The organism is Streptomyces sp. 11x1 (assembly GCF_032598905.1).
Taxonomy (GTDB): Bacteria; Actinomycetota; Actinomycetes; order Streptomycetales; family Streptomycetaceae; genus Streptomyces.
In genome coordinates this window covers 5,968,571-5,980,861 of sequence record NZ_CP122458.1, presented here as the reverse complement: position 1 = coordinate 5,980,861, position 12,291 = coordinate 5,968,571, and the positions used below count along the sequence as shown (strand labels likewise).

The following is a 12,291-nucleotide window of genomic DNA, read 5'->3' as shown; positions in this document are numbered from 1 at the left end:
CCACGACCCGCAGCCGCCACTCGGACCTCAGACGGCTCCTCGGAACCGCGAAGTCCGATGCACAGGATCCGTGTCGATCTTCGGAATCACGTGCTCCCCCACCAACCGGATCGTCTGCAGCGTCGCCTCCTTCGGCACCCCCACCGGCAACCCGAAGCTCAGCTGGTCCGCCCCGGCCTGCTCCCACCGCTTGCACTGCCGGAACACCTCGTCCGGGTCCCCGCAGATCAACAGCTCTTCCTCGATGAGCAGTTCGATGAACTCCTCGTTGTACTCGGGCAGCGTCTCGGGCCACACGGGGAAGCCGTCCGGCCGGGGGAACGTGTCGTGATACCGGAAGACCAGCGACGGCAGATAGTGCAGCCCGCCGTCCACCGCGATGCGCACCGCCTCGTCGTGCGTGGGCGCGCAGATCGCGGTGGTCGTCACCATCACGTTGTCGTTGACGAAGTCCCCGATGGGCTCGGCGTCGACGATGGCGGTCTTGTACTTCTCCAGCACCCACTCCATGTCGGAGACCTTCTGCACACTGAAGCCGAGCACCCCGAGCCCCTTGCGCGCGGCCATGGAGTACGACGGCGGCGACCCGGCGGCGTACCACATCGCGGGGTGGGACTTCCCGTACGGCTTGGGCAGGATCTTGCGCGGCGGCAGCGACCAGTGCTTGCCCTGGAAGCCGACGTACTCGTCCTGGAGCCACATCTTGGGGAACTCGGCGATGGTCTCTTCCCAGATCTCCTTGGTGTAGTTCATGTCGGTCACCCCGGGGATGAACCCGAGGATCTCGTGGGAGCCTGCCCCGCGCCCGCTGCCGAACTCGAAACGGCCCTCGGTGAGGTGGTCGAGCATGGTGACCTTCTCGGCGACCTTCACGGGGTGGTTGACCTGGGCGAGCGGGTTGAAGATGCCGGAGCCGAGGTGGATGCGGTCCGTCGCGTGTGCGAGGTAACCGAGGAAGACGTCGTTGGCCGAGAGGTGCGAGTACTCCTCCAGGAAGTGGTGCTCGGAGGCCCAGGCGTACTTGAAGCCGGACTTGTCCGCCTGGATGACGTACTCGGTCTCCTCCATCAGCGCCTTGTGCTCCGCGAGGGGGTCGGTCTCGGCCCGCTTGCCCACGTATCCCTGTACAAAGAGCCCGAATTCCAAGGAGGTTCACCGTCCCACGGTCAGATCCTCTGCTGCTTCTGACTGTCCGTCAGATATTGACACGGCCGACTGTTCCACCGGCCCCGTGGAGCGTCAATAGCTGACGTACCGTCAGATGCGTGCTCGGGGCGGGCGGTCAGAGGCTCACTCCGGCCAGCCAGCCCCCGTCGATCACGAACGGCTGCCCGGTGATGTAGGAGGAGTCCGCGCAGGAGAGGAAGAGGGCGAGGCGGGCGATCTCCTCGGGGCGGCCGATCCGGCCGAGCGGGATGCGCTTGCGATAGAGCTTGTCGACGGCCTCGGCGGACACCTCGTCGCCCGGGTCGGTCATCGCGGTGTCGACGGCACCGGGGCAGACGGCGTTGACCCGGATGCCCTTGCGGGCCAGCTCCAGCGCGGCGACCCGGGTGAGTCCGACGATGGCGTGCTTGGTCGCCGCGTACGCGCCGACGTACGCCATCCCCGTCATCCCCGTGTACGAGGCGGTGTTGACGATCGTGCCCCCGCCGGCCGCCTCGATCTCCGGGGCCAGGGTCTTGACGCCGAGGAAGACGCCGACCTGGTTGACCCGCACCACCTGCATGAACTCGTCGAGAGGGGTGTCGACGAGGGAGTTGAAGCGCAGCACACCGGCGTTGTTGACCAGCCCGTCGACGCGTCCGTACGCCCCCTTGGCGGCGGCCACCGCGGCCGTCCAGTCGTCCTCGCGGCTCACGTCCAGATGGACGTAGAGGGCGCCGATCTCCTTGGCGAGGGCCTCCCCCTGGTCGTCGAGGACGTCGGCGACGACCACCTCGGCCCCCTCCGACCGGAAGAGCCGAGCCTCCTGCTCGCCCTGGCCGCGCGCGGCACCTGTGACGAGGACGACACGTCCGTCGAGCTTGCCCATGGGGACTCCCATCGCGGTGTGTTGGTCGAGGTCAGGGTACCGCCAGATCTGACGATGCGTCAGAGAGGCGACGACAGCTTGCATATGCAATCAGAACCGACCGGAGAGTAGGGACATTTGACTCTGTCCACATGCTGCACAGAACCCCAATAATCCTCCATCGGAAGGTAAAGCACCCCCCAAGGAGAGACAGTCATGGCAGCCAAGAGGCGCTTCAGGAACAAGAAGGTCCGATACTTGGCGATCGGTGCCTCACTCGCGACCTGCGCGGCCACCGTCACCGTGCTGCTGCCGTCGGCCAACGCCGCCGACGAGCCGTCCGTCGACCAGATCATGCGGATGTGTGAAAGGACCGCGAAACTCAACGGAAAGCAGCAGTCGACGAGCGATTTCGGCGGCGGTCTCGGGGACGGATTCGAATCCGACACCTGTGATTTCGTCGAGACGAACTTCGAGACCTTCGACGGCCCCACGGAGAAGGTCACCGTCGACTTCCCGAACTGCGAGCCGAACGCCACCGAACCGTCGAAGGTGACCACCGAGTTCTCGAAGGCGGTGGGCCAGGGTCAGGGCAAGTACACCGCCACCCAGCAGGGCGCCCTCGGCGGTCTCTTCGGAGCTCTGAGCGGTGGCTGGGTGAAGCACAAGGGAACGCTGGACATGACGATCAAGACGGCCACCGCCAGCGAGTCGGAGGTGCGGGAAGTCCCGGTCGGCAAGGTCATGCACGTCACCTTCACGCCGAAGATGCAGCGTATGACCGGCGAATGGCGGGTGCACCTCGACGCCGACCCCGGAAGCTTCGCCGTGAACCCCTCGCCCGAGAAGAACTTCGTGGCACCGGAGGTCGTCGAGGGGCCGGTCATCCTGGAGAGCGCCGCGGGCACGCCCGGACTCGCGGACGGCACCACCAAGGTCGTCCTGGAGGACTGCTGACCCGAGCCCGTCGGCCGAAGGCTCTCGGTCGCCCCCGTCCCACCTCGCGCCGGATCACCTCCCCCTTCCGGCGGGACCCTTCCCACCAGCACTTTCCCCCTCACCCTCGCAGGAGATCCCATGACACGCACCGGGCGCAGCGGCAACCACCGCAGCAAGAAGAAGCGCATCACCCTCGCGCTGGCGCCGGTCGTCGCCCTCGGGCTGGCCGTCCCGCTGATGTACAGCGCGGGAGCCGCCACCCCTGACGAGGTGGCCACCGACTGCCGTACGGACTCGGACAAGCTGGAGAACTGCGAGTTCGTCGACGTCCAGTTCAGGAACGACAGCCTCGGCCCCAACGAGCGGGTCACCTCGGTGACCGACAACTGCGGAGTCAGCACCGCGGCGACGAAGACGTTCAGCGGCACGGCGTCCGTGACCCGCGTCATCCAGCTGGAGGACGGCTTCAACACGGACGGCAGCACCAAGCTGGCGAGCTCCGTCTTCGAGATCGGGGTCAAGTTCGCCACGCAGGAATTCAACATCAAGCGCGACGACACCACGTCGTCGTTCTCCTTCTCCAGGTCCGACACGGTCAAGGCGGACCACATCGCCTTCTTCATGTGGTCCCACAAGCGCACCGACGTGAGCGGTTTCCTCAAGGCCACGTACAAGGAGGCCCAGGACGGCCAGACGGTGTTCTTCTCACCCAGCGAGAACTCCACCGCCGTCCACGTCTTCTACCCGCAACTCCTGCCCAGCGGAACACCGGACGGCCGGCTCTGGCTGCGCAATGTGAAGTGCGGCACGCCCCAGGCCGATGGAATCCTCAACAGTGGGAACAGTGCGCGCGCCGAACCCGGATTCGAGCAGGGCGGCGAGAATGTGACCGACGTCGAGGTTCCGCTCTCCGACGTCACCATTCAATAGCGCCCGGAGAAAGTCGAATAATCCCCCGTGCCCTGCACGGGGGATTATTCATGCGGTCCACGAAAGGCGCCGAAGTGTTCCCGTGCGTTCCCTCGGGCGTTCCCTCGGACACTCAATCAGGTCTTCTCATACGCGAACCCCGGGTGCCGCTCCCAGCCACCTCAGCACCGCCTCCGTCCTCCCCCGGGCATCCAGCTTGGCGTAGATGTTGCTGAGGTTGTTGCGGACGGTCTTCTCGCTCAGGGTCAGCCGCAGCCCGATCTCCTGGGCGCCGAGGCCGGTGGAGAGGAGCTCCATGATCTGGCGCTCGCGGGGCGAGAGCAGGGAACGCAGCCGCTCCGTCGCCCGCCCGTGCTCCGGCGGCAGCTGCCGTGCCGCGTCCCGGATGGCGGCGCAGGCCACGGGCGAGAAGGAGGTGTGGCCCACGGTGGCGGCCACGACAGCGGAGGAGAGCATGCAGGTGCAGTAGTCGCCGTCGACCAGGTAGCCGGCGCCGCCCCGGAACACCTCCACGACCGTCTGGGCGTCCCGGTGGGGACTGACGACGATCACCGGGGCGCTCATGGATCCCATGGCGTCCAGCAGGACCGGGAAGGACACCGACGGGTCCTCGCAGCGCAGGACCACGACATCGGCCTCGGTCTCGGTCTCACGGAGTTCACCGTAGGGCGGCGGGACGAGCAGGGCGCTGCTCACGTACCGGTCGTCGGGGCCCGGCCAGCCCTCGTGCGGCCATCGGCCCGGTTCGCAAGCCAGGGCGACCGACAGGCCGGGGGGCGAGGGTGCCGTCGAGCGGGGTGGGCGTTCCGTGACCCGGGAGGGTTGTGCGGGAACAGCCGAAACGGGGGTGCCTGCGTGCTGGGACGTTCTGACGTGCCGGGGGGATCGCACCTCACGTGTCCTTCCGCCGAAGCCATGACTCCCCTACATACGTGCCTCCGACGTCAGTTGTTCGAAGTTTCAAGAACGAACCGGCAAGCTGTCTGACAGGTTCACCGTACGGGCCCCACCGCGACGGCCGGAACCTGTCTGTCTTGAACTCCCGCAAGAATCCCGGGATTTCAGGTGTGTGCAGGCAAGGACGAGGTCGGGACGGGACGGGACGCGTGAGGCGACCGGACGGGGCGGTAGGGTCCCGGTGTGCGTTGATCCGCCGGGCGGTGACCGAATGCCACCGCAGAGGATGCGGGCGACCCTGGCGAGTCCCGGGGCCGCCCGGTTCGGCCTACCCGTCGTCCGCCACACCGGAGATCACGCCATGCCCGCTCAGCGCCCCCTCATCTCCTACGACGCGTTCGTGGAGACGGCCACCGCCGATCCCGCCGTCGTCGGCCTCGTCCTCAAGGGCTCCCGGGCCCACGAGGGCATGACCACGGCACACTCCGACCACGACCTGTACGTCGTCCTCGCCGAGGGCTCGACGACTGGGCTCACCCGGTACGCGGGGCACCGCACGCCCGAACTCGACCTCGTGATCCTCACCCTCGACGAGTTCCGCGCCGCCGGGATGCCCGGGTTCGAGCGGTACGCCCTCGCCCGCGCGCGGATCGTGCTCGACCGGCTGGACGGGGAGATCGCCCGCATCCTGTCCGCCAAGGCCCGGCTCGACGTCGACGAGGCCCGCCGGGAGGCGGCCGCCTACCTCGACGCCTACGCCAACTCCCTCTACCGCTCGGTCAAGAACGCCCGTGACGGCCAAGCGCTCGCGGCCCGCCTGGACGCCGCCGACAGCGTCCGCTACCTACTGGAACTGCTCTTCGCCCTGGACCGCCGCCCCCGCCCGTACAACAAGTACCTGCACTGGGAACTGTCCCGCTTCCCGCTCCCCGACTGGGACACCGGCCACCTCCTCGACACCGTTTCCCACATCGCGGCGACGGGCGACGTGGCCACACAGCGAGACCTGTTCGCCCGGGTCGAGGGCGTGGCCCGGAAGGCCGGGCACGGGGCGGTGCTGGACGGGTGGGGCGAGGACCTGCGCCTGATGCGACCGCGGCGGTAGCGGCAACCTCATCACACGCCGGTCAGGCCCCCTGATCAACGACGAACGACCCCTGCCCCAGCACAGTACGGAGCCTGCCTTCCGTTCGGAGGGATGCCACCGCCTTCTGCACTGTCGAGGCGTCGACGTCGAACTCCGTGGCCAGGTCCACCACAGCGGGGAAGCGGCTACCGGGCGCGTACGTACCGACGTCAATCCGGCGGCGCAGTTCATCCGCCAGCTGGGGCCACACAGGCTTGCCACGGTCAAGATCCATGCTTCGAACGTATGCGTCTTCGCGTAATCGAGCGACCGCGAATGCGCGAATACGCGCATGCTCAGCACAGTCAGAACCCCGGCGGCCTGGCACGGCCCCGGGGCATGGCCCCCAGCTGAAGAGGAGCTGACGACAATGAGCATTATCCACGCGGTCTTGCGTTGGATGCTGGGCATCTTCGTGCCCGGCACCGGCAGGCGACGGAAAGATGCCCGACGCGCCGTTCACCCAACGCCTGTGCCCGAGGCTCCCGTTCCATCCGCATCGCGACTCTCGACCCCGCGATCTCCGTACAGCCTGGACACGAACACCCCTCTCGACGGCGCCGCCTCCCCCCTCGTCCGTCCCTACCTAGTCGCCGTCGAGCAGGAGCAGGCGCGGCAGTCGCGGCGGCGGCTCGCGCTCGTCCTCGCCGCCGACTTCGGCATCGATCTCGACCGTCATGTCGTCGGCGCCGAGCAGGTGATGGCGTGTTGAGGCCGCCGGTGACGGGTCGTGTCCCCCGTCGTGGTGTAGCCGATCACGGTCCGTCGCCTCCGCTTCGGAGTCGTCCGGTACGTGCCGCTGCGGGCCGTCGTGCGATCATCGTTGGTCCCGGCTCGGCGAGTCCCAACAGCGCCTTCGGCGTGGGCGATTCGGGCCGCGACCTGGGGATTCCGCCAGCTTGATCGGCTACACCACTCGGCGGGACGCCATCCGGTGACGGGCGAGGCGGCGCGGTGAAGGCTGGGCGGTAGCCAGATAACGGGGCCTCCCGGTTGACCATCCGCGTCTACCGCGTCGACTCCGACAGCGAGCGCGTCGACTCCGTACGGCAGCTCACGGTCCTGAGGGCCCACGACCCCGAACGCGTTCGAGAGTCGCTCGACCGGCCACCTTGCAGCTGCGCCGGCTGCCGATCCGGGCGACTTCCGAAGCTGCCGTGAGCCCCCGACACAGCCGGCCGCCTGCCCTCCGCCGCGTCGGCGGCATGAGGCAGGCGGCGCCCTCGGATTCCACGATCAGACCTTGACGACCTCGACAACCGGCCCGCAGAGCCCTCACGGGTGGGTAAGGCGGCCGGGGCCCAGCACAGCGCGAGCCGTCTCGACTTCTTTCCGGGACAGCGGGGCGTTGTCGGTCGCGAAGTCGGGGACGATCTCACGAAGTCTGTCCATGGTCCCGGCCGGATCTCGGCCGGCGGTGGGCCTACGGCCCGGCCATAGGCCCACTGCACCGGTTGGCCGGGCCTCCGTGCGACCGAGTGCGGTCACCCGTTCCGTCGCGGGATCGCCGACTCGACGGTCCGGCCACGGCTTCAGTTTTGAACTGCCGTAGTCGGCTCCGGGAAGGTGACGCCGGTCAGCTCTTCGGAGGTGGTCCACAGGCGGCTCACGAAGTCATCACTCAGACCTCGCCGGGTCCCCTTGGGAGCAACGGCCCCACCTCGGCCCCGAACGCGCCCATCTGATCCGCGAGTTCACCCACGTCACGGCTCCGGAACCGCACCTGTATCTGGTCCACCCCCATCGCCCGGTACGCGCGCAAGGACTCGGCCAGCGCCTCCGGGCTCCCGGTGAGGGTCCGGCGCCCCACGTCCCAGCCCGGCTCCCCCACGTACAGCGGCTCGGTGATCGCGCCGACGGTGAAAGGCCCGGTGGCCCCCGCCTCCTCGCGGAGTCGTCGCAGGCGGGCGATCTGGGCCGGGAGGCGGTCGCGCGGGTCGCCCTGCGGGAGCCAGCCGTCGCCCCGGACTGCGGCGCGGCGGACGGCGGCGGGGGACGAGCCGCCCACCCAGAGGGGCACCCGGGCCTGAGCGGGTCGGGGCCGCTGGCCGAGGTCCTCGAAGTCGTACAGCTTGCCGTGGTGGGAAGGGAACTCGTCCGGGCCGAGGGCGGCTCGCAGCGCGTCCACGCACTCGTCCAGCACCGCTCCCCGCCGGTCGAAGTCCACCCCCAGCGCCTCGAACTCCTCCCGTACGTGCCCCGCGCCCACGCCGAGGATCAGTCGGCCGCCGGAGAGGTGGTCGAGGGTGGCGTACTGCTTCGCCGTGACCAGCGGGTGGCGCAGACCGACGACCGCGACATGACTGAGCAGCCGGACCCGTTCGGTGACGCCGGCCAGGTAGGCGAGCGTGGCGACCGGGTCGTACCAGACCGTGCTCATCGCGGGCGCGAGGCGACGCGGGATGGCCACGTGGTCGCAGACGGCAACGTACGCGAACCCGGCCTGGTCGGCGGCCCGCGCGAGCTCGGCCAGGACCTCCGGCCCGGCGTCCGCCTCCCAGGGCTCGGCGTAGAGGGCGCTCTGCGACTGGACGGGGAGTTGCATCCCGTAGGCCAGTCGGACTTCGTCCGGTGATCGCACGGCCGCTCCTCCGTCTGATGCATCGCGGATCGGGAGCCCTCATCGTCTTATCTGACGGCTAGTCAGACAAGGGGTGGGGAGGCGTCACCAGGGGGCCGGAGGGTGGTCGGACAAGATCCGCACGGATTCGAGTGGGGCGACTGCGACTCGGCGTCTCCATGAGGTCCAGGGCCTGTGGAGGTCGCCGTTCAGCGCCAGGGCCGTGCGCATCGACCGCGTCTCGTCCTTCCGCCGGGAGTCGAGAACCCTCCCAACGGGGGCCTGATCACGGTCAGCCCCGAGGCATTCCCGGCGGTGGGTGGGCGTTGTTGGGTTACTCGCGGATCTGAGCGTTCACTGCGGGATGCGTGTCACCGCTGTCGGCGCCAAGGCCCGCGAGCAGGCGCAGGCCGTCCTCGGCTGGAGTACCGGGGGCCGCGGAGAATACGAGCAGCTCCGTGCCTGATTCATCCGGTAGTGCGAAGTTCTCCTGGTGTAGTTCCAGCAGTCCGACCAGCGGGTGCCGGTACGCCTTGCGTCCGTGTGTGCGGGCACGTACGTCCGCGCGGGCCCAGAGGCGGCGAAAGCGCTCGCTGCCCAGCGACAGCTCGCCGATGAGCAGAGCCAGTTGGGGGTCCTCGGGGTATTTGCCTGCGGCCAGGCGCAGGTGCCCGACCACGTCGAGGGTGCATGCCTCCCAGTCCGCGTAGAGGCCGCGTTCGGCCTCCTCGAGGAAGATGTGCCGGGCGATGTTCAGGCCCGGCATCGGCCGGCCGAAGAGGAGCACGGCGAGGCGGTTCCCGGCGAGCACGTCCAGGCGGTGGTTCATGATCAGCGCGGGTGCGTCGGCGACCAGGTCGAGGACGCGTACCAGCTCCGGCCGGACCCGCCCGACCGGCGCCTTCGCGCGGCGGCGACGCTGCCGCGCGAGCCGGTCGAGGTGCCCGCGTTCGGTCTCGTCGAGGCCGAGGACTCGGGCGAGCGCGTCGAGGACCTGCTCGGACGGCTGGGTCGCGCGGCCCTGCTCCAGGCGTACGTAGTAGTCCACGCTGACTCCGGACAGGTGCGCGACCTCTTCGCGGCGCAGCCCTTCGACCCGGCGGCGGCTGTCGGTAGGGATGCCGACGGCTGCCGGGTCGACCCGGGAACGCCGGGTCCGCAGGAAGCTGGCGAGGTCGTCCATGCACCGAAGTATGGCCGCGCCGGCGCCCGTGAGGGTGGCCCTGCCGGTACCAGGAAGTCCCGTCCGACGGAAGAGGAGCCCCTGAACGCTGGGAGCCGCGGCGCCCAGGATCGAAGGCATCCGATCCGAAGGAGCAGGAGTTCCCATGAAGACGCTGATCGTCTACGCACATCCGGAGCCGAAGTCGCTGAACAGCTCGCTGAAGGACCTCGCGGTGTCCACCCTGGAGACCGCCGGGCATGAGGTGCGGGTGAGCGATCTGCACGCGATGAACTGGAAGGCGGTCGTGGACGCCGCGGACTACGGCCCCGACGCCTCAAGCCCCCTTAAGGTCGCGGCGGACTCGGGCCGGGCCTTCGACGCCGGGACGCTCACCCCGGACGTGCGCGCCGAGCAGGAGAAGCTGCTGTGGGCCGACACGATCATCTTCCAGTTCCCGATGTGGTGGTACACCATGCCCGCGATCCTCAAGGGCTGGGTGGACCGGGTGTTCACCTACCACTTCGCGTACGGCGTCGGTGAGCACAGCGACACCCGGTACGGCGAGCGCTTCGGCGAAGGCACCCTCGCGGGCAGGAAGGCCCTGCTGTCGGTGACCGCCGGCGGCCCGGAGTCGCACTACGCCCCTCGCGGGATCAATGGCCCCATCGACGACCTGCTGTTCCCGATCCACCACGGCATCCTCTACTACCCGGGCATCGAGGTGCTGCCCCCGTTCGTGCTCTACGGCACCGACCGGATGACCGCCGAGGACTACCCGGACGTCGCCAGTGCCTGGAAGCAGCGCCTGCTCACCCTGGAGTCGACCGAGCCGATCGAGTTCCGGCCCCAGAACTTCGGCGACTACGAGATCCCCTCGCTGCACCTGAAGATGGGACTGGAGCCGGCAGGCCGCACCGGTTTTGCACTGCACGTGCGCGGCTGACCACCGGCCACCGGCGATGAACAGGACGAGCTGGGGCGCGAACCCGAGGAGCAGCCCGCGGGCCGTGGCGGCCAACGCGGCCGGCTACCTGCTCGCAGTCCTGGCCAGCCGTGTCACCTCACCGCCACCCATGGGATCGCAAATGGAGGCGGACTGATCCACGAGGAAGATGAAAACACCCGGGGTTGGTCCGGCTGATCTCTGCGGTGTACGGCACCTGACGGCCCCGAATTCCTCTGTGCGAACAGACACGAGGGCAGCCACAACAGCACTTGCCTCCCAAGGAGGCTCGCGATAACCGATGGCCTGACAGTTCACATGAGTGTCGCACTTACCCCCATCTCTGACTTCGGACAGCGGCTTACCACTCAGGCCCCCGCCCACAACCCCTCCTCCGTCAGCCCCAGCAGCTCGATCGCGTTCCGGCGCACGATCCGGTCCACCACGTCCGGGGCCAGGTGGCCCATCTGGGCCTCGCCCACCTGGCGGGACTCGGGCCAGGTGGAGTCGGAGTGGGGGTAGTCGGTCTCGTAGAGGACGTTGCCGACGCCGATCGCGTCCAGGTTGCGGAGCCCGAACGCGTCGTCGAAGAAGCAGCCGTAGACGTGGTCGGCGAACAGTTCCGACGGCGGGCGGTGGACCTTGTCCGCGACACCGCCCCAGCCCCGGTTCTCCTCCCAGACGACGTCCGCACGCTCCAGGATGTACGGGATCCAGCCGATCTGACCTTCGGCGTACATGACCTTGAGGTCGGGGAAGCGCTCGAACTTGCCGCTCATCAGCCAGTCGACCATCGAGAAGCAGCAGTTGGCGAAGGTGATCGTCGAGCCGACGGCCGGTGGCGCGTCCGCCGAGGTGGACGGCATCCGGCTGGACGAGCCTATGTGCATCGCCACGACCGTGCCGGTCTCGTCGCAGGCCGCGAGGAAGGGGTCCCAGTCGTCGGTGTGGACGGAGGGGAGGCCCAGGTGCGGGGGTATCTCGGAGAAGGCCACCGCCCGGACCCCGCGCGCCGCGTTCCTGCGGACCTCCGCCGCCGCCAGTTCCGCGTCCCAGAGCGGGATGAGGGTGAGCGGGATGAGCCGGCCCCGCGCCTCGGGGCCGCACCACTCCTCCACCATCCAGTCGTTGTACGCGCGGACGCCGAGCAGCCCGAGTTCGCGGTCCGCGGCCTCGGTGAAGGTCTGGCCGCAGAAGCGCGGGAAGGTCGGGAAGCAGAGGGCCGACTGGACGTGGTTGACGTCCATGTCGGCCAGGCGCTGCGAGACGTCGTACGAGCCGGGGCGCATCTGCTCGTAGGTGATGATCTCCAGTTTGATCTCGTCCCGGCTGTAGCCCACCGCCGTGTCCAGGCGGGTCAGCGGGCGGTGCAGATCCTCGTAGACCCACCAGTCGCCGATGGGGCCGTCGTCGCCGGGGGCGCCCATCACGGGCTTGAACCGGCCGCCGAGGAACGTCATCTCCTTCAGCGGCGCGCGGACCACCCGGGGGCCCGTGTCCAGGTACTTCTTGGGGAGCCGGTCCTGCCAGACGTTCGGGGGCTCCACCGTGTGGTCGTCGACGGAGATGATCTTCGGGAAGGGGGCGGGGGCGGGAGTGGTGCTGTCGGCATCCATGGCGCTCGTCTCCAAGGGGTCCATGTCCGTCACGGTAGCGCTGATCTGACGGTCCGTCAGTAATACCGTCGGCAACACGGTTCCGGCGGGACCGGGTGCGG

At 68.8% G+C, this 12,291-nt stretch carries 12 protein-coding genes; 5 read left to right on the top strand and 7 right to left on the bottom strand.

Annotation, left to right across the window (positions count from 1 at the left end; all coding sequences use genetic code 11):
* Positions 1 to 27: 27 nt before the first annotated feature.
* Together P8T65_RS26395 and P8T65_RS26390 are read right to left on the bottom strand one after the other, a co-directional pair.
* Positions 28 to 1,146: an LLM class flavin-dependent oxidoreductase gene (locus P8T65_RS26395; protein WP_399100277.1), complete on the bottom strand. Its 1,119-nt coding sequence runs from the start codon at positions 1,144 to 1,146 to the stop codon at positions 28 to 30.
* A 136-nt stretch (positions 1,147 to 1,282) separates the two neighbouring features.
* Complete coding sequence (locus P8T65_RS26390; RefSeq protein ID WP_316727718.1) at positions 1,283 to 2,035, bottom strand: glucose 1-dehydrogenase; 753 nt, start codon at positions 2,033 to 2,035, stop codon at positions 1,283 to 1,285.
* Positions 2,036 to 2,230: 195 nt separating this feature from the next.
* Here P8T65_RS26390 and P8T65_RS26385 point away from each other — a divergent pair, with 195 nt between their 5' ends.
* Positions 2,231 to 2,971, top strand: coding sequence for a hypothetical protein (locus tag P8T65_RS26385; protein WP_316727717.1), 741 nt, complete (start codon positions 2,231 to 2,233; stop codon positions 2,969 to 2,971).
* A 120-nt stretch (positions 2,972 to 3,091) separates the two neighbouring features.
* Positions 3,092 to 3,883 carry a hypothetical protein gene (locus tag P8T65_RS26380; RefSeq protein WP_316727716.1) on the top strand — a complete coding sequence of 264 codons (792 nt, stop codon included), beginning with the start codon at positions 3,092 to 3,094 and terminating at the stop codon, positions 3,881 to 3,883.
* A gap of 126 nt (positions 3,884 to 4,009) precedes the next feature.
* Here the strand turns inward: P8T65_RS26380 and P8T65_RS26375 are convergent, their stop codons facing one another.
* Complete coding sequence (locus P8T65_RS26375; RefSeq protein ID WP_399100272.1) at positions 4,010 to 4,579, bottom strand: LuxR C-terminal-related transcriptional regulator; 570 nt, start codon at positions 4,577 to 4,579, stop codon at positions 4,010 to 4,012.
* A 562-nt stretch (positions 4,580 to 5,141) separates the two neighbouring features.
* Here P8T65_RS26375 and P8T65_RS26370 point away from each other — a divergent pair.
* Positions 5,142 to 5,885 carry a hypothetical protein gene (locus tag P8T65_RS26370; protein ID WP_316727715.1) on the top strand — a complete coding sequence of 248 codons (744 nt, stop codon included), beginning with the start codon at positions 5,142 to 5,144 and terminating at the stop codon, positions 5,883 to 5,885.
* 22 nt (positions 5,886 to 5,907) lie between these two features.
* Here the strand turns inward: P8T65_RS26370 and P8T65_RS26365 are convergent, their stop codons facing one another.
* Positions 5,908 to 6,141 (bottom strand): winged helix-turn-helix domain-containing protein, encoded by a 234-nt coding sequence (locus tag P8T65_RS26365; RefSeq protein ID WP_316727714.1) that lies wholly within the window; start codon positions 6,139 to 6,141, stop codon positions 5,908 to 5,910.
* 237 nt (positions 6,142 to 6,378) lie between these two features.
* Here P8T65_RS26365 and P8T65_RS26360 point away from each other — a divergent pair, with 237 nt between their 5' ends.
* Entirely contained in the window at positions 6,379 to 6,618 is a 240-nt protein-coding gene (locus P8T65_RS26360; RefSeq protein WP_316727713.1) for a hypothetical protein, read from the top strand.
* A 909-nt stretch (positions 6,619 to 7,527) separates the two neighbouring features.
* Here the strand turns inward: P8T65_RS26360 and P8T65_RS26355 are convergent.
* Both P8T65_RS26355 and P8T65_RS26350 read right to left on the bottom strand, forming a co-directional pair.
* Positions 7,528 to 8,451 (bottom strand): LLM class F420-dependent oxidoreductase, encoded by a 924-nt coding sequence (locus P8T65_RS26355; RefSeq protein WP_316731729.1) that lies wholly within the window; start codon positions 8,449 to 8,451, stop codon positions 7,528 to 7,530.
* A gap of 349 nt (positions 8,452 to 8,800) precedes the next feature.
* Entirely contained in the window at positions 8,801 to 9,649 is an 849-nt protein-coding gene (locus P8T65_RS26350; protein WP_316727712.1) for a helix-turn-helix transcriptional regulator, read from the bottom strand.
* Positions 9,650 to 9,794: 145 nt separating this feature from the next.
* Here P8T65_RS26350 and P8T65_RS26345 point away from each other — a divergent pair, with 145 nt between their 5' ends.
* Positions 9,795 to 10,574, top strand: a complete 780-nt coding sequence (locus P8T65_RS26345; protein ID WP_316727711.1) for an NAD(P)H-dependent oxidoreductase — start codon at positions 9,795 to 9,797, stop codon at positions 10,572 to 10,574.
* Positions 10,575 to 10,942: 368 nt separating this feature from the next.
* Here P8T65_RS26345 and P8T65_RS26340 read toward each other — a convergent pair whose 3' ends face one another.
* Complete coding sequence (locus P8T65_RS26340; protein WP_316727710.1) at positions 10,943 to 12,214, bottom strand: amidohydrolase family protein; 1,272 nt, start codon at positions 12,212 to 12,214, stop codon at positions 10,943 to 10,945.
* Positions 12,215 to 12,291 lie beyond the last annotated feature (77 nt).

Excerpts from the sequence above, each read along its gene's own strand:
- P8T65_RS26385 (WP_316727717.1), top strand. The coding sequence starts at position 2,231 with ATGGCAGCCAAGAGGCGCTTCAGGAACAAGAAGGTCCGATACTTGGCG.
- P8T65_RS26350 (WP_316727712.1), bottom strand. The coding sequence starts at position 9,649 with ATGGACGACCTCGCCAGCTTCCTGCGGACCCGGCGTTCCCGGGTCGAC.
- P8T65_RS26345 (WP_316727711.1), top strand. The coding sequence starts at position 9,795 with ATGAAGACGCTGATCGTCTACGCACATCCGGAGCCGAAGTCGCTGAAC.
- P8T65_RS26390 (WP_316727718.1), bottom strand. The coding sequence starts at position 2,035 with ATGGGCAAGCTCGACGGACGTGTCGTCCTCGTCACAGGTGCCGCGCGC.
- P8T65_RS26340 (WP_316727710.1), bottom strand. The coding sequence starts at position 12,214 with ATGGACCCCTTGGAGACGAGCGCCATGGATGCCGACAGCACCACTCCC.
- P8T65_RS26380 (WP_316727716.1), top strand. The coding sequence starts at position 3,092 with ATGACACGCACCGGGCGCAGCGGCAACCACCGCAGCAAGAAGAAGCGC.
- P8T65_RS26370 (WP_316727715.1), top strand. The coding sequence starts at position 5,142 with ATGCCCGCTCAGCGCCCCCTCATCTCCTACGACGCGTTCGTGGAGACG.
- P8T65_RS26365 (WP_316727714.1), bottom strand. The coding sequence starts at position 6,141 with ATGGATCTTGACCGTGGCAAGCCTGTGTGGCCCCAGCTGGCGGATGAA.
- P8T65_RS26355 (WP_316731729.1), bottom strand. The coding sequence starts at position 8,451 with ATGCAACTCCCCGTCCAGTCGCAGAGCGCCCTCTACGCCGAGCCCTGG.